Genomic DNA, 19901 nt, shown 5'->3' with positions numbered 1-19901 from the left:
ATCCTTTTGGTTTACTTTATGCCGATTTTTCAAATTCATTTAAGCGGTACGAAACCCGGAAGTTTGCCCTGTGCTTCTTAACAAACTCTGATGGATTAACACCAAATTGTTTATTGAATTGCTGCCTGAAATACCTGATATCGCTGATGCCTACCTGTATCGCGGCTTCATTGATGTTACAATTGGTTTGAATAAGCAGTTCGGCAGCCTTTCGCAGCCGAACAAACCTGATAAAGTTGTTAATGGATTGCCCGGTAGCGCCTTTAATTCTTTTAAACAGTGTAGGATAACTGATACCGATGGCTTTGGCCAAAGCATAAACATCAAAATTATCTTCGGTAAAGTTTTGCTCAATAACAGCTATGCAATTATTAAGCAGGTCTTTATCTTCCCCGGAAATTTTAAGTCCGGCATTGTCCTTGGTAACCTCTTTATAAAAATACTGATGAAGCTTTATCTGGTTTCTGAGTACACTTTTAACCCGGGCAGTAAGCAATTCCTTATCAAAAGGCTTGCGTAAAAAATCCATTGCCCCTTGTTCAATGCTTCTTACCATAATATCAGGTGTGGTATCGCCGGTGAGCAAAATAACGGGGATATGTTTTATCGCGGCATCTTCCATGATCATTCTGCACAGATCGAGGCCGTTTATTCCATCCATCACAATATCGCTTATAATTACATCGGGTATATGTTTTCTGATCAGTTCCAAACCAATAGCGCCATCTTTTGCCTCAATTACCGAATAATCGGCCGAAAATATTTTCCTGATATAGGTTCTTATCTGTTCATTATCGTCTATAATAATGATGGTGTGTTTTTCTTCTGCAAATAATTCAAGCTTCTGTAATTCAACGCTTTCTTCTGCAATGTCTTTGTTGTCAAGATCAATAAGGTCATTAACAAATTCATAATCAGGCGAAGTACCAACACCCATAGTTATCTCATCAGTATTAAAATGTTTTGCGCCCTTTTGAAGCATTAAAGTGAAGGTGGTGCCACCATCTTTGTTGTTTATGTAACTTATTGCACCCTTATGGCTGTCAATAAATACTTTAACAAGATACAAACCAATGCCAAACCCCTTTTTTGAACTGTTGCTGTCCTTTACTTGGTAAAACTTATCAAAAAGCTTATCCCCGGTTTCGGCATCAATACCGATGCCGCTATCACTGATTTTAAAGTAGACCTGTGTTTCATCTTCCTCTACAAACACATTCACATGGCCATGATCAGGTGTGAATTTAAGCGCGTTTGAAATCAGGTTGAACAATGAGATCTCAATTTTTTCGATATCAGCAAAAACTTCAATACGCGGACTTGTGCTTTCGAAGGTATAATTCAACTTTTTAATTTTTGCCTGATGGGCAAAGCAGGAAAATACCTCTTCGCACACCCTCACAAAGTTTATCTCACTTATAGTCAATTCTGCATTTTCGCTTTCAGTTTTTCTGAATAACAGCAAATGGTCCACCAGTCCTAATAACCGGCGGGCGTTCTTGTATACTGTACCGAGCTCATCAGCATTGCCTTTGTTTTTATCCAACAGATCTTTAATTGGGTTGATGATAAGCGTAAGCGGGGTACGGAACTCATGCGATACATTGGTAAAGAAAGCGAGTTTCTTTTCGTTAACTTCTTTTTCCTTTTCAACGTTCAACTTGGCAAGGTTAATTTCAAATTTCAGTTTTGCCTGTTTTTCCCTGTATCTGAAATAGATGTATATTAAGGCGAAAGCTATAATCATATAGGCGGCATAGGCCCACCAAGTTCTGTACCAGGGCGGGAATACAATTACCTTAATACTTATTTGCCCGGGCATCCAGTTTCCGCGGGTGTCGGTGGCTTTAATTCTGAGCGTATAATTGCCCTCATCTAAATGAGTGTAAGAAGCCGATTTGGTTTGACCCACGTAATTCCATCGGTGATCCCAGCCCTCCAGGTAATAAGCGTATTCAATTTTATCGGGGAAGGAGTATTCAAGCGCGGTATAATGTACGGTTAAAGCTGCCCGCGCGTAATCCAGCTCAATGGTTTTAAGATCGGCCAGCGATTGGCTTTTCATTAGCCCGGAGCTATCAGCTTCCGAATTGTTGATCTTTAAACTGGTAATGTGCAGGTCTGGCTTATGGTCTTCCACCTGTATACTATCCGGATCAAAAAGATTAAAACCGTTGATACCACCAAACGCCATTTTTCCGGACTGCAACCGTATAGCGGCGTTGTAATTAAACTGAAGGCTTTGAATACCGTCTGAAACTGTGTAATTCGTAAAAGTGTTTTTTGACGGAGAGTACCTGGTCAGGCCATTATAAGTACTGCACCAAAGGTTTCTTTTTTTATCTGTCAGGATATTTAATGGAGAGTTACCCGGCATACCGTTAGCTTTGGTGTACCTTTGATATTTCATATTTGAAAGATCGTATTTAAGTAAACCGCCGCCCTCTGTTCCAACCCACAGGTGATTGGAATCGTCGTCGGTTATAGCTCTTACTCCGTAGCCAATGTAAAAAAAACGATGCTTTTTGGTAATGGTATCTAATTTAATGAGCCGGGTTAAATCACCCACCCATATCGTGCCATGCCTGTCTTCAAATATGGAATGAACATTAACCAGGTTGCCATCAAATAGTTCAAATTCGTCTTTTGTTCTGTTGTATAGATATACGGAACCGCTACGTGTACAGGTGGCCCAAAAACGGTGTTTGGAATCTTCATAAAGTTTCCAAAGGTTTTTATCGATAGTGCCGGATAACGTATTATAACAGTTGTAGTGTTTAAACTTACCGGTTGCTTTATTGAATTGATCGATACCGCCATTGTATGAGCCAATCCATAATTTATTATCGAAGGTTTTAAGCACGCTGGTGATAAAATCAGAACTTAAGCCGCCACCGGTGGAGGTATGCGTATAATTGGTGTATTGGTTGTTTTTAGTATCCCAATAAGAAAGTCCGCCGCCATCCGTACCTATCCATAAATTGTGTTTCTCATCTTCGCAAAATGACAGGATGAAATTGTTGATCACACTGTTGCTGTTAAATGGATCATTGCTGAAGAGCGGGAATGGTTTTTTTAAATTATCTATAATGCTCACCCCGCCGCGTAATGTGGCTATCCACTTCCTTGACTCCCTGTCGTGATAAACGGTTGTAACAGCCCCGCTGCGCAATGAGCCTGCTTTATTGCCGCAAGTTATAAAGCTGAGCTTGCCCGTTTTAAAATTGAAGATATTTATACCCCCGCCGTCTGTGGTTATCCACAAATCACCCTTTTCGTCGATAGTTACATTAAATATATTATCGTTTGTAAGTTTACCTGCAACCGGGTTAAACTTGCTTATAGCTTTGGTATTTTGGTTAAAAATATACAGGCCGTTTTCGGTTCCGATCCATACGTTGCCTGCTTTATCTGCAAGCAAGCAAGTGGCGGATGTTAATTGATTATTAATTAAATTTAGATGGCCTGATTTAGTGTTGTAAAAGCAGAGCCCGTTATTTTTTGCAAATACCCACACCCCGGCAACGCCAGTACTCAAGGCTTGTACGTTATAATTATAGTTGTTATTGAGGGCCGCCTGAAGGTAAATTTTCCGACTCTTGTCATACTCAAAAAGTCCGTGCGCACTTGAACCGACATATACATTACTATCCTTGTCGCTGGATATATTGTTAATGCTAAAAGCAATTTTTGACTGACGTTTGCTATGGCTATCCAGGTAATATTCGGGGTGAAAATGGGCATCCTGGTAATCATAAAATGAAAGCCCCCGCTGGCTGCCTACCAATATTTTATCGGCTATGCCATCTATAGCGGTTATGTGGTTGTAGGGCAGTGATTTATCGTCGCCCCATTCATTTCTGTATATTTTAAATACATCGCTATCGTACCGGTTCAGGCCATCGTAGGTTCCCATCCACATAAAACCATACTTGTCCTGGTAAATACAGGTGACAGCGTTATTAGATAAACCGTTTTCGATGCCAAGATATCTTATCGGCCCGCCGGTTGTACCTAAGGTATGCAGGTAAGTAAAAAGGAATAATAAACTAAAATATATTCTCGGATTTAAAGCATTATTTATCCTGCTATACATTATCGGTTATTAAATTATTGGTTAATAGTTGGTAAGTAAAAATATCAAAATCATTGACAAAAGAAACCTGATTTTAATAATAAACGGGAATGTTACAAAAGTGGGAACGGCTCGGTACGGTTGACTGCACTTAGTGCGGCTTTGTTTTTTGAATGATTTATTTTACCCCCTTAAATATAAGGCTTTGTCCCCCTGATATCTAATAGTATTATTGCATTTTTGATGGAAATACCAATTTAAGCCAACTGCACAAGTTTGCTTGTAAAACCAAACCAATTCATATCACGCACAAAAATTATAAATACCTATGTTGAAACGCCGTCAAATATTCCCCATGCTGAGTATCGCAGTGTTATTCTGCCTGCCCTTTCTGTTGGCCCTTAAAAGCGCGGATGCTCCGCCTAAAGTTAAATGGGAGCAGCTTTTTAACGGGAAAGATTTAAAAGATTGGACTGTTAAGATCAGGAAACATAAACTGAATGAAAACTTTGGCAATACCTTCAGGATTGTGGATGGCAAAATACAGGTGAATTATGACCAGTATTCAAAATTTGATGAGCAATATGGGCATTTGTTTTATAAAAAGCCTTTTTCATATTACCTTATAGCAGTAGAGTATCGTTTTACGGGTGATCAGGTTAAGGACGGCCCCGGATGGGCTTACCGTAACAGCGGTGTTATGATACACGGGCAGGATCCTAAAACCATGGGGCTTGATCAGGATTTTCCTGTTTCTATTGAAGTACAGCTGCTGGGTGGTAATGGCAAGGATAAACGACCAACAGCCAACGTTTGTACGCCGGGCACCCAATATGTATTGGATAACTCTGTTGTTAAAAGTCATTGCCTTGATTCAAAATCCGCAACTTTTCATGGCGACCAGTGGGTTAGGGTGGAAGCATTGGTATTGGGTGACTCACTGGTTGTGCATTATGTAAACGGTGATGAGGTATTACGTTATCAGCGCCCGCAATTAGACCCGGTAGGTGGGGCAGAAGAGGGAGCGCTGTTAAAAAGCGGTACAATTTCTTTACAAAGCGAAAGTCATCCCGTAGAATTCAGAAAGGTGGAAATTGTTAATTTAGAAAAGTATGCGCATGACCCTCAAAAACTGGCGGGCGTGATACAGCAATTAACAGCCGAAAAACGTATCCCTAAACAATAAAAAAGAATCACCAATAATTTTACCTATAACCAAAGAAAGAAACAATGTTAAAGTTTTCCCTGACCCTGTTCTTATGTATGTCCTTTTTGCTGACGTTCAAATATTTTGTGAATACCGGCAATCATGAAGTAAAGCCTGCCAAACACAGTACTTCCGTTTCAAAACATTTAAATCATGCTAAAAGCGACTCGCTTCACTGGCCTGCCGGTTTTACCATCACCAGGTTTGCGGGACCGGATCTTACTCCAAGCCCGGCATGTTTAGCTGTAGCAGCCACCGGCGAGGTTTTTGTTGGCGTTGATATGATCGGTTCGCTGGGCAAAGACCCGGGGAAAGGGCGGATAATTAAACTTATTGATAGTGATAACGACGGCAAATTAGATAAGCATACCGATTTTGCCGATGTTGACGACCCCCGTGGTATACTCATCATGGGCGACCAGGTTTTTGTGCTCCATACGGTTTTCTCCAAAGAAACACTTAAAGCAACCGGAATGATCCTTGAAGTTTTTGAAGATAAAGATCATGATGGCATTGCCGATGGGCCTCCAAAACCACTTCTTGAACACTTGAGTAATGCACATATGCTGGTTGAGCGTGGAACAGACCACGCTACCAACGGTATCCGCATGGGTATTGACGGATGGATCTATATAGCTGTGGGCGATTTCGGTTTTCATGACGCAACAGACCGTGATGGTAAAAAACTTACCATGCTTGGAGGCGGTATTATCAGGGTGCGGCCGAATGGTAAAGAAATGGAGGTTTATACGCATGGGCTACGTAATATTTATGATGTAGCTATAGATCCATATATGAATGTATTCACCCGCGATAATACCAATGATGGCGGAGGTTGGAATATCCGTTTTTCGCATCAAATCCAATCCGGCGAATATGGATACCCCTTATTATTTCAGCATTTTACTGATGAGATTTTGCCGGCACTGGTTGATTTGGGCGGCGGTTCAGGAACGGGTTCATTGTTTATGGACGAACCTACCTGGCCAGAAAAATATAACCACGTACCTATGACAGCCGATTGGGGTCGCAGCGAGCTTTATATTAATAGGGTAACACCCGATGGCGCCAGCTTTAAACAAGCCGAGGAGCCATTTATTGAACTGCCGCAGATCACTGATTTGGATGTAGATGGCTCGGGAAGGCTTTACCTTTCGGCCTGGGACGGTGCCGGTTATTCGGGCAGTGCTTCTAAGGGCTATGTTATCAGGGCCATACCTAATGGCTGGGTATACAAAGCGTTTCCGGATATTAAAACGATGTCAGTACCGGATTTAGCAAATATGTTAAAATCAGAAAGTGCAGTGGCAAGGTTAAATGCATCGCAGGAGCTTATCACAAGGCCAGCAGATGAAAGCAGCAAAGCGGCTTTCGCGATAGCATCAGATGCAGGTGCCGCTTTATATGCCCGCGTAGCAGCTTTATTTACATACGCTCAAATTGCCCGCGAAAGCGGCACGACCAATCTGGTACAACTTACGCATGATAATGCTTTAAGGGAATTTGCCCTGCGTGCCTTAACCGACAGGAAAGGTGGAATAGACCAGGTTCCGATTGCGCCGTTTTTAAGCGGACTAAAAGATGCTTCGCCACGTGTACAGGCCGCGGCAATTATAGGTCTGGGTCGTCTGGGCCGTTTGGAGGCCGCTTCTGAATTGCTTAAAACTCCGGTTCCGGCAAGTTTTGTAGCTCCTGCAAAAAATACAGAGGGGCCGCACGCTACACCTAATTCGCCTATAATACTTCCGCATTTAGCTGTGCGGGCGCTTGTGAGTATGAACGCGGTTGACGCATGTGTTGGCGCGATAGGTACACCTAACTCAACACTGGCGTTGTGGGCACTACGTTATATGTATGATAACAAAGCGGTAAACGGTTTAATTGCTGCTTACCCTAAAGTCAAAGATCTCAAAACAAAGAAACAAATACTGGTAACCCTGGCACGCCTGTACAAGCAGGAAGCACCATATGACGCCTCATGGTGGTGGGGGACCCGTCCGGATTCACATGGGCCTATTTATAAAGGTATCCAATGGGAAGCTTCACCGCGCATCGAGAAATTCCTGACACTTGAACGAACCAAAGCCGGTGTAACAGGCAAACAGTTTTTTGCCGACCTGAACGAGCGCCATCAAATGGGCATCACTGCTTTTGGCGGTGAAGAAAAACCTGCTGCGACAAAAGAGGTTAAGGTTGACCTGGCTAAGATCCGAAATAAAAAGGGGCAGATAGGTAGTTCATCTATTGAGGATATTATGCTGATGCTTAACCAGGTTAAAGGTAATCCCGCAATAGGAAAGGCTTTGTTTACCCGCCAGGGCTGCGTTGCCTGCCATAGCCTTAACCGCGGCGAAAAATTGAAAGGGCCGTTTATGGGCCAGATAGGATCTATCATGAACCGTCAGCAAATAGCCGAATCCATATTGAAACCAAGCGCTTCCATATCGCAGGGCTTTGCTACCGTGATGATCACCGCAAAAGGCAATAAAAGCTATATGGGCTTTATTTCTGAAGAATCGGCTCAGAAAGTAGTGATGAGAAACATTGCGGGCGATGTGTTCACTATCAAGGCAAGTGATATCCTTAGCCGCAAGGAGTTGAAAACATCTATGATGCCAACCGGATTGGCCAGCGCATTATCTTATGAAGAATTTGCATCGCTGGTTACCTTCCTTTCTCAGCAAAAAAATTGATAGTTTATAATCTCGCAAAAACAAAGAAGGCTGATTTTCCTGAGGAAATCAGCCTTCTTACTTATAGCCTGCATATTATTAATTTAGATAACCTCTTCTTTACAAGGAACCAACAGGTGGTTCAAAATATCTTCAAAAGTGAATAGTTCATTAAGGTAATCCTTGGTTACTAAGGCCTTGGATTCGGTAAATAGCTGCTTGTAGTACCTGATGCCATCCTGTAACTGCGCCTTAAACTTATCCAGCTGTTTTTTTTTCTTATCGGTAAGGGTAGTTAAATGAGCCTTAATATCAGTTTGTAAATAATCAATATAAAGTTCAATCTCTTTAATGAACATATGCGGGCGTTTTACTTTATCAAGCAGGTCCAGCTTGCCATAAATATGTTTTACCATTTCATCAAGCGTGTATAACCTGTTGAAGTAGGCCAGGTTAGGGCCGGGGCATACAGCTACTGCCGGTGTTTCTTTAGGTTTAAGAATATCGTGTTTGATATAGGCCGATGTACATAGCCCTTCACAAAGGCAGATCTTTTCTGTAACCGAATCAACTTGTTGCTGCAACTCGTCTTCAGGCAGGTTAAGTGATTGCAATTGTTTGATTTTTAAGTTCTGGTATTCTCTTGAAGCCGTACAAATGGGCTGCTCGGTAAATTCGGTATTGGTAACCAGGTATTTCTTGGTGCAGGGGCTGCCTGGTCTGTTCATTTGCAGGCGTTCACGTCTTAATTGTTCCATGCTGTTTGGCCTGAAATTGTTGAACAATATGCCCAAAGGGGAGGCTTCGCTTACATAAAAATCATCGGTAGTGGCGTCGGCAAGCTGCATGAGTGTTTGTTCATCAACATTGGTAGTTTCCGGAACCAGTAAAAAAGGGCTTCCCCAGCCGGTTGCATCCACCTGGTAGTACTCCATCAGGAAATTATTTTCTTCGGCAGTGCCTATGCCTCCCTGTACGCTCAGGCGTTGAGCAGGCATGCTGCTGTTAATTCCTTTTTGACTCAATGCTGCATGATATAAACCAAAAAGTTCGGCAGTCATTTCGGCGCGTTTCTCTTTAAACTCTTCCAGTATTGGGCCGAGTAAAAAGCCTTCGGTGGCAAAGGCATGCCCGCCACAGTTTAATCCTGATTCTACCCTGAATTCCGACACCCATAGTCCTTTCTTCGCCAGAAATTTTGCCTGTATAAATGCCGAGCGAAAATCACTTACCTTGAGGATAATCCGCTTAGCGAAATGCCCTTCATTATCCGGCAAAAACTCATTGAAGGTTTCCAGGTAGCTGTAAAGTCTGGGGTTCATCCCGGCGGATAAGATAATTGAAGAATGAAGCGAGCTGTTAACAAAGCCACGTAAAGCCGCCAGCGCATCAGTGTTTTCATCGCCCAGGTAATTGCCATCGGCATCAAAATTCATCTTATCAACTTTCGACATGATGTTTACGTCGATAGCGCCGATAGTCATTTTTTTACGCAGGATGTTTTGAAAAATCTGCTTGCGTTCACCATCCGGATATTCCAGCATCAACTCATAACCTTGTTTAAGCTGTGATGAATCGGGCAAAAGTTCAAAGTAGCGGGTTATGTCGGTGCCCGGTTCAAACGGCTCTTTTTGTAGTTTTTCAAACTGCCGGGTTACCAGTTCATGAACAAGGTTTAAGTAAGCGGTGATCCGTTTGGCCCTGGCGTCGGGAACCGATTTAGGGATAGGTGTAAATGTTTGATTGCTATCTAATGTATGATACTCGCGCATTCTTTCAATCAACTCGTCATCAACTATCGAAATAACCGACGATATGCCGTAACGTGCGACCTTTAATGGGGTATCAACAGAATATCCTAATCCTAATACAGGGATATGAAATGTATGGCTCATGCAGATTTTTGTTTTGATGGAACATTAGTTCCGGTGCCAAAACTATGCAGGGTTCAATGCTCAAAAACTGACGGATATCACTTTTTAGGCAATTGCTCATCATTATTTATACGGCGTTTATGGAGCAGTTTTGAGCCCGAAAGCATATCAAGCATGACAGGAAACCCTACTATTGAAAAAATAAGCTGTTACCATTGCGGTGATGATTGTTTAACCGAAGCTTATACCTTGGATGATAAGCATTTTTGCTGCCACGGCTGTAAAAGCGTTTATCAGCTGTTATCAGAAAGCCAGCTTTGCAATTATTATACTTACAATGACCATCCCGGCGCTACACGTGCCCGTACTGACAGGCGTTTTGATTACCTGTCAGAACCGGCTATAGTAAGTCAGCTTATTGATTATACCGATGACCAGGTTACTATGGTCACGTTTTATATACCGCATATCCATTGCAGTTCGTGTTTATGGTTGTTGGAAAAGCTCCATAAAATTAATCCCGCGGTGCATTATTGCCGTGTAGATTTTTTGAAGAAACAGCTTAATATCCGCTTTGATCATCACCGCATAAGCCTGCAGCAATTGGTTGAGTTATTATATGATATAGGGTATGAACCATTGATCAGCTTGCAGGATGTTATTAAAGAACAAAGTGCCGCTACTAAAGATCAGCTGGTACAAAAAATAGCCGTGGCAGGGTTTTGCTTTGGTAATGTAATGTTGCTGAGTTTTCCCGAATACTTTGGCATATCGGCGTATGAACATTCGTTCAGGCTGTTTTTTGGCTGGTTAAATGTGTTATTCAGTTTGCCGGTGGTTTTTTACAGCGGCCGAGAATACTTTGTTTCTGCCTGGCAAAATCTTCGTCGTAAATCGTTAAATATTGATTTTCCGTTGGCGCTGGGAATTGCTGTGCTTTTTATCCGCACTTTTTTTGAAGTTGCCACCCATACTGGGGCGGGCTTTGCCGATACGCTTTGCGGGCTTGTGTTTTTTTTGCTGGTAGGTAAGTTTGTGCAAAAGAAAACCTATCACCATATATCCTTTGAGCGCGATTACCGTTCATTTTTTCCTGTAGCGGTAAACACCATTGTTGATGAAAAGGAGAAACCTGTTCCGCTTGCCGATCTGCACACGGGGCACAGGATATTGATCCGCAATAATGAGATCATCCCGGCTGATGCTATATTATTGAAAGGGCACGCGCTGATTGATTTTAGCTTTGTTACCGGCGAGTCCGTACCAATAAACAAAACCTGGGGCGAGATCATTTACGCGGGCGGCCGCCAAACAGGAGAAGCCATTGAACTTGAAGTTATAAAACCCGTATCGCAAAGCTACCTTACCCAACTCTGGAACAACGAAGCTTTTAACCATAAACAAGATAACCGTATGCAAACCTTTAACCAAAAGGTGAGCAAGTATTTTACTGTTGTTTTATTGGTTATTGCTATATCTTCTTTGCTGTTTTGGTTGCCAACAGATATAAACCGCGGGATTGCCGCTTTCACAGCAGTGCTTATAGTGGCCTGCCCGTGTGCGCTGGCTTTGAGTACGCCATTCACCATGTCGGCAGCGCTTAGCATTTTCGACCGGAACCTTTTTTACCTGAAGAATACTGCTGTTGTTGAACAGCTCGCGGCTATCGATACCATTGTTATGGATAAAACGGGTACCATAACTACAAGTGATAATGATAATATCCGGTTAAATGCCCAGTTAAGTGACGAAGAGCGCGAATTGGTTTACAACGTTTGTATGCACTCCAATCACCCGCTTAGCAGGATGATATGCCGGTACCTGGGAACTCACAAGCGTTTGAACGTAACTGACCTTTCTGAAGCTGCGGGCCGGGGTATTACCGCCTCTGTTAATGGGTATCAGGTACGTATTGGCAGCGAACAGCATGTTTCAGGGTATAGCAGGAATACATCGGCCGGTACAAAGGTTCATGTTGCCGTAGATGGTAACTATAAAGGATACTTTGCCTTTGCACATCAATATCGCGAGGGCTTGAAAAACATTAATGGCCTCGAAAATGATTATGAATTATACCTTTTGTCTGGCGATCAGGATCATGAGCGTTTTGAATTGATCCGTTTTTTTAAAACTACCGATAAATTGTTTTTTAACCAGTCGCCCCAGGATAAGCTTGACTTTACAGGCAAGCTGCAGGAGCATGGTGCTAAAGTAATGATGATAGGCGACGGGTTGAATGACGCGGGTGCCCTTAAACAAAGTGACCTGGGTATTGCTGTTACGGATAACGTAAACAACTTTTCGCCCGGAAGCGATGCCATTATGGATGGTCGGTCATTTGGCAAGCTTCCTGCGTTTTTAAAGTTTTCAAAAGATACGGTTAGGATCATTCATGCATCATTCCTGATTTCCCTTACCTATAATTTTATTGGTTTAAGCTACGCCATTACCGGAAAGCTCTCACCGCTGTTTGCGGCAATCCTGATGCCGGTAAGTACGGTAACTATTATTTCTTTCACCAGTCTGGCAACGCATTTCGCGGCCAAGAAAAGGAAATTATCATGAGCGTTATTTATTTTCTGATAGGGTGCAGCGTGGTGCTGGCACTCATTTTTTTGACTGCTTTTTTCTGGGCTCAAAGAACCGGACAAAACGAAGATTTGTACACTCCATCTGTGCGTATCCTGTTGGACGATTCGGAGGATGCCGATACCGAAAAGTGATATCTGTCATCTTTTACGCCAATCTCCATCATTCTGCCGCTTACACCAAGGCAATAGTTTTACACCATAATAAAAACACTTTATGCAGCCCGAAAAATTTTACTATGACAACAAGATCGTGCGGAATTTTGGCATAGCCACCGTGATCTGGGGAATAATTGGGATGACCGTGGGCCTCATCGTTGCTATACAGCTGTATAGCCCGGGGATGAACATGGGCAACCAATATACCACCTTTGGCCGTATCCGGCCGCTACACACCAATGCCGTGATATTTGCCTTTGTGGGTAATGCCATTTTTATGGGCGTTTATTATTCACTGCAACGTTTACTTAAGGCCAGGATGTTCAGCGATTTACTGAGCAATATCCATTTCTGGGGCTGGCAGCTTATTATTGTTTCGGCCGTTATTACATTACCGCTTGGGTTGACCACATCTCATGAATATGCCGAGCTTGAATGGCCTATTGATATTGCCATTACAGTGATTTGGGTGGTATTTGGTATTAATATGTTTGGCACCATATTTAAACGCAGGGAAAGGCATTTGTATGTAGCCATCTGGTTTTACATAGCCACCTTTGTTACTATTGCAGTATTACATATTGTAAACTCATTTGAGCTGCCGGTATCTGCCTTTAAAAGCTATATGGTTTACGCCGGTGTGCAGGATGCCCTTGTGCAGTGGTGGTATGGCCACAATGCGGTAGCGTTTTTCCTTACAACGCCTTATTTGGGTATGATGTACTACTTCTTGCCCAAAATGGCTAACAGGCCAATCTATTCATACAAGCTTAGTATCCTGCACTTTTGGGCGCTGATATTCATTTACATCTGGGCCGGGCCTCACCACCTGTTATATACTACCTTGCCTGGCTGGGCGCAATCTTTAGGTATAGCATTTTCCATTATGCTGATAGCACCAAGCTGGGGAGGTATGATCAATGGTTTGCTTACGCTGCGCGGCGCCTGGGATAAAGTTCGTGATGATGTTATCCTTAAGTTTATGGTGGTTGGTCTTACCGCTTACGGTATGGCAACTTTTGAAGGCCCCATGCTTTCGTTAAAGCAAGTTAACGCCATTGGTCACTTTACCGATTGGATTATTGCCCACGTGCACGTTGGCGCTTTGGGCTGGAACGGTTTCTTAACCTTCGCTATACTTTACTGGTTGATACCACGCATTTACAAAACTCAGCTCTACTCCAAAAAAATGGCTTCGTTCCATTTTTGGATAGGCACTTTGGGCATCTTATTTTATGCGGTGCCGATGTATTGGGCTGGCTTTACACAAGGCTTAATGCTTAAAGAATTTACACCCGAAGGTATTCTGAAATATCCAAACTTTCTGGAAAGCACCTTGCGCATTATCCCAATGCACGTAATGCGCTCTGTAGGCGGCGGATTTTATTTGCTTGGTGTAATTGTAATGGCGTACAACCTTGTACGTACAGCAATGCAGGGCAAACTGGTGGCTAACGAGGCCGCGCAGGCGATGGCTTTGGCACCATTGCCAAAAGCCGCTAAAGATGGCACATGGCACCGTACGCTCGAGCGCAAGCCTATTCAGCTCATGATAGCCGCTTTGATAGTGATATTGATAGGTACGTTTGTTGAGCTGATGCCAACGCTTACCATTTCATCAAATATCCCAACCATAGCCGCTGTTAAACCTTACACACCGCTTGAGTTGCAAGGCAGGGATCTTTACATCAGGGAAGGTTGTTCAAATTGTCATTCTCAAACAGTAAGGCCTTTCCGGTCTGAAACGGAGCGATATGGCGAGTACAGCAAGGCTGGCGAGTTTGTATATGACCACCCGTTTTTATGGGGATCAAAACGTACCGGCCCCGATCTGGCCCGCGAAGGAGGGAAGTATGGCAACGCATGGCATTATAACCATCTGATGGATCCGCGCCTGATGTCGCCAGGCAGTATCATGCCAAATTATGACTGGCTTTTAACCCAAACACTTGATACTACTACTACCATAGCTAAAATAAACGCGATGCGTAAACTGGGCGTACCATATGCGCCGGGTTATGAAAGGATAGCCAACAGTGATTTAGATAAACAGGCCAAAGAAATTGCGGCAAACCTTTATACCGATCACATCAAAATCAAGAATGATAAGGAGGTGATTGCGATCATAGCATACTTGCAACGTCTGGGAACAGATATCAAAGCCAACAAAACAGCCAATAAATAAAATAGCCATGTTTAAACAATTTACAGAAAGCGTTAACGGTACCCAGGTGTACCTGCTGTTTTCATTAGCCATATTCCTGGTGTTTTTTATTGTTGTATCTGTGTTGCTCATCCGCCTCAGGAAACAACATATCGACCACATGAGCGATTTGCCGTTGGAAGATGGCATTGGTGAATCATTTAATCCTTATCAGTTATGAAACATTACCGCATATTATTTCTAATACCGTTTATGTTATTGATGCAACCCGGTATGGCGTTTGCCGATAATCTGATCCCCGACGATCTGCAGAATGAGATAGCTTACTGGATCATAGTTGGTATGCTGTTACTATTTGTTGTAGCCATGCTGGTATTGCTCAAAACCTTTAAGGTGCTTGCAAGGGTAGTCCTTAAATCGCAGGGGTATACTGAAGAGCAGATAGCTGCTGAATTGGCTCCGGCTAAAAAGGTCAAGAAACCAAAAGCTGAGGTTTGGAACAAGCTGCTTTCGCTTAGGCCACTCGCCGAAGAGAAAGAACTACTTATTGCGCATGATTACGATGGCATCCAGGAATTGGATAACCCGATACCTGCCTGGTTCTCATACCTATTTTATGCCACTATCATTTTCGCAGTTGGATACATACTTAACTATCACGTTTTTCATTTCGGGCAGCTGCAATACGAAGAGTATAGCACCGAAATGGCACAGGCGGATATCGCCAAGAAAGCTTACTTGAGTAAAGCCGCCAATCGTGTCGATGAAAATACCGTGAAGTTAGATGCTGAACCGGGAGTAGTGGCCGCCGGACAGGTGATATTTAAGCAAAATTGTGTGCCTTGCCACGGCGATCATGCGCAGGGAGTTGTTGGCCCTAACCTTACTGATGAGTACTGGCTGCATGGCGGCAAGATCAATGATGTATTTAAAACCATTAAATACGGTGTACAGGCTAAGGGTATGCCAACCTGGGAGAAGCAATTATCGCCTAAACAGATCTCGGATGTGGCAAATTACATCAAATCATTACACGGTACTAACCCCGCGGGTGCTAAAGAGGCCCAGGGCGAAAAGGAAAGTGACGACGATGCTAAAGCAACAAAAAAAGCATAGCGCAATATTATTATTAAAATAATGGAAGGATTACTGGAGGGTAAGGAAAGCAAAAAGCGGCAATGGATGTACCCGTTGGTGCGTAAGGGCAGGTTTTACAAATGGAGAAGCTGGCTGAGTTATTTTTATCTCATCTTCTTTTTCAGCGGCCCATTTTTACGCATCGACGGGCAACCATTGTTGCTGCTTGATTTTATGAACCGGCATTTTGTGTTGTTGGGCCAGGTATTTTGGCCGCAGGATATTTTTCTGTTCGCGCTGGCTTCGTTGGTTTTCCTGGTTTGCATTGTGGTGTTTACCATAGCTTTTGGTAGGATATTTTGCGGTTGGATTTGTCCGCAAACCATTTTCATGGAGATGGTTTTTCGTAAAATTGAGATCATGATTGAGGGCGACGCCAATAAACGTAAAAAACTGGATGCCGGCCCCTGGACTAAGGAAAAGATCACGAAGAAAACGCTCAAACATGCTTTGTTTATACTGGTATCATTCCTGATAGCCAATACTTTTTTGGCTTATATCATCGGTAGCGAAAATTTGATCCGGATTATAATTGAACCGATTACGCTGCATTGGGTAGGTTTTGCCAGTATCTGGGTGTTTACCTTGGTATTTTACCTGGTTTATAGCCAGGTGCGTGAACTGGTTTGTACATTGATATGCCCTTACGGCAGGCTGCAGAGTGTTTTGATAGATCAGCATACGCTTGTTGTGGCTTATGATGATGTACGCGGCGAACCTCGGGGGAAATTAAGCAAGCTTGCCGATCCTTTTAATTTGAAAGGCGATTGTGTTGATTGTAGTTTGTGTGTGGCGGTTTGTCCTACCGGGATCGATATCCGTAAAGGAACACAAATAGAATGTATTAACTGCACCGCCTGCATTGACGCCTGCGATCAGGTGATGGATAAAATAGGTAAGCCCCGCAACCTGATAGGGTATTTTTCTGAAAATATGATCAGGCTTAAAGAGAAGCCAACTTTTACCGGCAGGATGATGGCTTATACTGCTGTGATCACTGTTCTGGTTGGCGTATTAAGCTATTTTATTTTTAGCCGCAGCGATATGGACATTACGGTTATGCGAAGTGCGGGTATGCTCTATCAACAACAGCCCGGCGGGTATATCAGCAATATTTATAATGCCGAGATCATCAATAAAACCGATAAAAACAAGCGCATAACTATCGTAGCCGATGACCCTTCTATCAAAATAAAATATATCCAATCGCCCGCTGTGGTAACCCGGGGCGGAACGGAGAAGACAGTGTTTTTTGTTATGCTGCCTGCAACACATATCCATACCGCCAAAACAAAGATCCGGTTACAGCTGGTGGCCGATAAGCGGGTTATCCAAACAGTGAGCACCAATTTTATAGGACCAGTAAATGATTAAGTAAATGAATTGGGGAAAAGGAATTATAGCGGGGATGGCGGCATTTATGCTGTTTATCCTAAGTATGTGTATCTATATGTTCAACGCACCGGTTGATGACTATGATCATCAGTACTATGAAAAAGGATTGAGTTTCAATAAAGATCATGACCGCGAAGAGCAAGTAAGTAAAGATCATGCTGAACCGGCAATCTCTCAAAGTGCCGACCGGCTTATGATAACTTTTAGCGAACCTATAACCGGAAAGGTAAGTTTTATGCGACCATCTGATAAAGCTTTGGACAGATCGTTTGAGCTTGATAGCAAGAACGATAAACTGTTTGAAATTGAGCTAAAAGACATTGCCAAAGGCCCGTGGCAATTAACATTTGAATGGGAAAGCGGTAAAAAATCATACTTGTATCATAAGGAGGTATATATTAAAAAATGAGCAATAACGAGATAGCGTTTTTTATAGGGCTGTTTGGCAGCGTACATTGTATAGGTATGTGCGGACCGCTTGCCTTTGCCGTCCCCGTTTCGCAAAATCGCTGGTGGCTTATTGTAACCGATAAAGTGTTGTATAACATTGGCAGGATAATCACCTATACCTTTTTAGGATTGTTAATTGGTTTGGTTGGTAAACAATTGTGGCTTTACGGTTTGCAGCAGGGGATAAGCTTACTGAGCGGCGCACTTATTATTATGGCCGGGCTCTCTCGTTTATTTAAACTGCGCCGGTTATCACAAATGAGTAGGTTTCCCGCTATATTATCGCCCGTTAACAAACTGCTGCAATATGCCTTGAAGCATAAAGCCGGTCATTTGGTTATTGGTTTGCTAAACGGCTTTTTACCTTGTGGCTTTGTCTACCTGGCGCTGGTGGGAGCGGTTAACAGTCCTTCGCCTGCAGATGCTGCAGCTTACATGTTTTGGTTTGGAACAGGAACTTTTCCGCTGATGCTGGCTGCTACGGTTAGCTCAGGTTTTGTTGGGCCGGCGATAAGGCGCAGGATCAACAAGATAATGCCTTATCTGATGGTTTGCCTTGGGTTCTGGTTTATTTTGCGGGGATTAAATTTGAATATTCCTTATTTGAGCCCTGCAAAGCAATCATCGGGTATTGGGGTATGCAAGTGATAATTAAAAAGGGGTGTCATGCTGAGGTTCTCGAAGCATGGTGGTGGGGCCTCTGCGCGCGACCCTTCGACAGGCTCAGGGTGACAGGCCTAAGAATGGCAATTACTATTCAATTGAATCCAGACTTACGAAGTTTTTAAAACTTCGTAAGTCTCTTTTACATCATATCGCCATACTAAATAACTGCGTAGCCGGTTTATTTGCCCATAATCGGGCATCGATTGCCATACAAATATTGCGTAAAAAGTTCTTGCCTGTTGGGGTAACCTTCAACCCCCAGGAGTTGAGCTCTATCAGCCCATCGTCGGCCAAAGGTTGTAAGCGTTCTATTCCTTCAAGTAACGGCTCACAGGGTTCGGTATGATGGTTCCAGGTGGTTTGGCCTGTACACATGATATCCTGAATATGCCTGCGGATCATCATATCATCATTGGTTAAGATATGGCCCTTAAAAACCGGAAGCTCGCCATTTTTTACAAGCTCCAGGTATTCCTCAACTGTTTTTACGTTTTGGGCGAAAGCATATTGGGAATCGCTGATAGAGGATACCCCTAAACCAATCAATAGCTGTGTGTGCTGATGGGTATATCCCATAAAATTACGGCGCAGGTTACCGTTTTGTTCAGCTAATAGCAATTCATCGCCGGGGAGGGCAAAATGGTCCATGCCTATTTCAATGTAGCCGTAGTGTTTTAGCAGAGACCTGCCTACCTCATATAACTTAGCCTTAAGCTTTGCATCAGGCAAGTCTTTTTCTGTAAACCGGCGCTGGCCGGGTTTTATCCACGGTACGTGCGCATAGCTGTAAAAGGCTATTCTATCGGGCATTAATCCGGCAACCTGTTGCATGGTTTCTGCTAAGCCAGGTAAGGTTTGCAGAGGTAAGCCATAAATGAGATCATAATTGATTGATGTATAACCAATACGGCGCGCCTGACCGGTAACGGCCTGAATCTGTTCTATGGTTTGATGGCGGTTGATGATAAACTGAACTTTAGGATCGAAATCCTGTATCCCCAGGCTCAGCCTCCTGAAACCAAGATCATACAAAGCCTGTAAGTGATTAACCGTAGTATTAGCAGGATGAGCTTCAAAGCTAAAACTTGCATCCGGATGGATATCTGCGTTAAGCAAAATAGCGCTGATCAGCGCTTTAAGATTTGCCGGACTAAAGAATGTAGGCGTGCCACCGCCAAGATGAATTTCGCGGATGAGTGGCTTTTTGCCAAATATATTCCTGTACATAGCCCATTCCAGTAGCAAGGCTTTAATGTACGGTTCCTCAACCCGATGGTTTTTGGTGATACGTGTATTGCAGCCACAGTATGTGCACAGGTTTTCGCAAAAAGGTAAATGGATATATATGCTGATACCGTCCTGTGTGTTACTTTCAAAAAAAGAGCGTTTTACTGTTTTTATCCATTCGTTATTACTAAATGCATCGGTATCCCAATAAGGCATGGTTGGGTAACTGGTGTAGCGGGGAGCAGCCACATTGTATTTGGCTGTAAGTGATTGTTCCATGATCTGAA

13 protein-coding genes are annotated in these 19901 nt (G+C 43.1%); 10 read left to right on the top strand and 3 right to left on the bottom strand.

The window, feature by feature from the left end; translation table 11 throughout:
- Positions 1-16 precede the first annotated feature (16 nt).
- The gene (locus tag EAH55_RS26510; RefSeq protein ID WP_121812310.1) at positions 17-4096 is read right to left on the bottom strand and encodes a hybrid sensor histidine kinase/response regulator transcription factor; all 4080 of its coding nucleotides are present in this window, start codon (positions 4094-4096) and stop codon (positions 17-19) included.
- A gap of 307 nt (positions 4097-4403) precedes the next feature.
- Between EAH55_RS26510 and EAH55_RS26505 the strand changes: the two genes are divergently transcribed.
- A complete protein-coding gene (locus EAH55_RS26505) occupies positions 4404-5261 on the top strand; it encodes a 3-keto-disaccharide hydrolase (protein ID WP_208644945.1) in 858 nt (285 codons plus the stop codon).
- A gap of 44 nt (positions 5262-5305) precedes the next feature.
- A complete protein-coding gene (locus EAH55_RS26500; RefSeq protein WP_121812309.1) occupies positions 5306-7975 on the top strand; it encodes a DUF7133 domain-containing protein in 2670 nt (889 codons plus the stop codon).
- Between the two features lie 83 nt (positions 7976-8058).
- Here EAH55_RS26500 and EAH55_RS26495 read toward each other — a convergent pair whose 3' ends face one another.
- Positions 8059-9849 carry a hypothetical protein gene (locus EAH55_RS26495; RefSeq protein ID WP_121812308.1) on the bottom strand — a complete coding sequence of 597 codons (1791 nt, stop codon included), beginning with the start codon at positions 9847-9849 and terminating at the stop codon, positions 8059-8061.
- Between the two features lie 153 nt (positions 9850-10002).
- Here EAH55_RS26495 and EAH55_RS26490 point away from each other — a divergent pair, with 153 nt between their 5' ends.
- The 8 genes from EAH55_RS26490 to EAH55_RS26455 all read left to right on the top strand — a co-directional run bounded on the left by EAH55_RS26490 (position 10003) and on the right by EAH55_RS26455 (position 18369).
- The gene (locus tag EAH55_RS26490; protein WP_121812307.1) at positions 10003-12393 is read left to right on the top strand and encodes a heavy metal translocating P-type ATPase; all 2391 of its coding nucleotides are present in this window, start codon (positions 10003-10005) and stop codon (positions 12391-12393) included.
- Positions 12390-12551, top strand: a complete 162-nt coding sequence (gene ccoS, locus EAH55_RS26485) for a cbb3-type cytochrome oxidase assembly protein CcoS (protein WP_112565854.1) — start codon at positions 12390-12392, stop codon at positions 12549-12551. The genes EAH55_RS26490 and ccoS overlap by 4 nt, the downstream gene beginning before the upstream one ends.
- Positions 12552-12633: 82 nt before the next feature.
- Complete coding sequence (gene ccoN, locus EAH55_RS26480) at positions 12634-14760, top strand: cytochrome-c oxidase, cbb3-type subunit I (RefSeq protein ID WP_121812306.1); 2127 nt, start codon at positions 12634-12636, stop codon at positions 14758-14760.
- A gap of 7 nt (positions 14761-14767) precedes the next feature.
- Positions 14768-14959, top strand: coding sequence for a hypothetical protein (locus tag EAH55_RS26475; protein ID WP_091206730.1), 192 nt, complete (start codon positions 14768-14770; stop codon positions 14957-14959).
- The gene (locus tag EAH55_RS26470) at positions 14956-15855 is read left to right on the top strand and encodes a cbb3-type cytochrome c oxidase N-terminal domain-containing protein (RefSeq protein ID WP_121812305.1); all 900 of its coding nucleotides are present in this window, start codon (positions 14956-14958) and stop codon (positions 15853-15855) included. Before EAH55_RS26475 ends, EAH55_RS26470 begins: the two co-directional genes overlap by 4 nt.
- 21 nt (positions 15856-15876) lie before the next feature.
- Positions 15877-17250, top strand: a complete 1374-nt coding sequence (gene ccoG / locus EAH55_RS26465) for a cytochrome c oxidase accessory protein CcoG (RefSeq protein ID WP_121812304.1) — start codon at positions 15877-15879, stop codon at positions 17248-17250.
- A gap of 4 nt (positions 17251-17254) precedes the next feature.
- Positions 17255-17680: a FixH family protein gene (locus EAH55_RS26460; protein WP_121812303.1), complete on the top strand. Its 426-nt coding sequence runs from the start codon at positions 17255-17257 to the stop codon at positions 17678-17680.
- Positions 17677-18369, top strand: coding sequence for a sulfite exporter TauE/SafE family protein (locus tag EAH55_RS26455; protein WP_121812302.1), 693 nt, complete (start codon positions 17677-17679; stop codon positions 18367-18369). The genes EAH55_RS26460 and EAH55_RS26455 overlap by 4 nt, the downstream gene beginning before the upstream one ends.
- Before the next feature lie 162 nt (positions 18370-18531).
- Here EAH55_RS26455 and hemN read toward each other — a convergent pair whose 3' ends face one another.
- Positions 18532-19893 carry an oxygen-independent coproporphyrinogen III oxidase gene (gene hemN, locus EAH55_RS26450; RefSeq protein WP_121812301.1) on the bottom strand — a complete coding sequence of 454 codons (1362 nt, stop codon included), beginning with the start codon at positions 19891-19893 and terminating at the stop codon, positions 18532-18534.
- Between the last annotated feature and the right edge of the window lie 8 nt (positions 19894-19901).

This window comes from Mucilaginibacter kameinonensis (assembly GCF_003675385.1).
Taxonomy (GTDB): domain Bacteria; phylum Bacteroidota; class Bacteroidia; order Sphingobacteriales; family Sphingobacteriaceae; genus Mucilaginibacter; species Mucilaginibacter kameinonensis.
This window is presented reverse-complemented; position numbering and strand designations above follow the sequence as displayed.

Coding starts and splice junctions, on each gene's coding strand:
- EAH55_RS26460 (WP_121812303.1), top strand. CDS start 17,255: ATGAATTGGGGAAAAGGAATTATAGCGGGGATGGCGGCATTTATGCTG.
- EAH55_RS26495 (WP_121812308.1), bottom strand. CDS start 9,849: ATGAGCCATACATTTCATATCCCTGTATTAGGATTAGGATATTCTGTT.
- ccoS (WP_112565854.1), top strand. CDS start 12,390: ATGAGCGTTATTTATTTTCTGATAGGGTGCAGCGTGGTGCTGGCACTC.
- EAH55_RS26475 (WP_091206730.1), top strand. CDS start 14,768: ATGTTTAAACAATTTACAGAAAGCGTTAACGGTACCCAGGTGTACCTG.
- hemN (WP_121812301.1), bottom strand. CDS start 19,893: ATGGAACAATCACTTACAGCCAAATACAATGTGGCTGCTCCCCGCTAC.
- EAH55_RS26490 (WP_121812307.1), top strand. CDS start 10,003: ATGACAGGAAACCCTACTATTGAAAAAATAAGCTGTTACCATTGCGGT.
- EAH55_RS26470 (WP_121812305.1), top strand. CDS start 14,956: ATGAAACATTACCGCATATTATTTCTAATACCGTTTATGTTATTGATG.
- EAH55_RS26500 (WP_121812309.1), top strand. CDS start 5,306: ATGTTAAAGTTTTCCCTGACCCTGTTCTTATGTATGTCCTTTTTGCTG.
- EAH55_RS26510 (WP_121812310.1), bottom strand. CDS start 4,096: ATGTATAGCAGGATAAATAATGCTTTAAATCCGAGAATATATTTTAGT.
- EAH55_RS26505 (WP_208644945.1), top strand. CDS start 4,404: ATGTTGAAACGCCGTCAAATATTCCCCATGCTGAGTATCGCAGTGTTA.
- ccoN (WP_121812306.1), top strand. CDS start 12,634: ATGCAGCCCGAAAAATTTTACTATGACAACAAGATCGTGCGGAATTTT.
- EAH55_RS26455 (WP_121812302.1), top strand. CDS start 17,677: ATGAGCAATAACGAGATAGCGTTTTTTATAGGGCTGTTTGGCAGCGTA.
- ccoG (WP_121812304.1), top strand. CDS start 15,877: ATGGAAGGATTACTGGAGGGTAAGGAAAGCAAAAAGCGGCAATGGATG.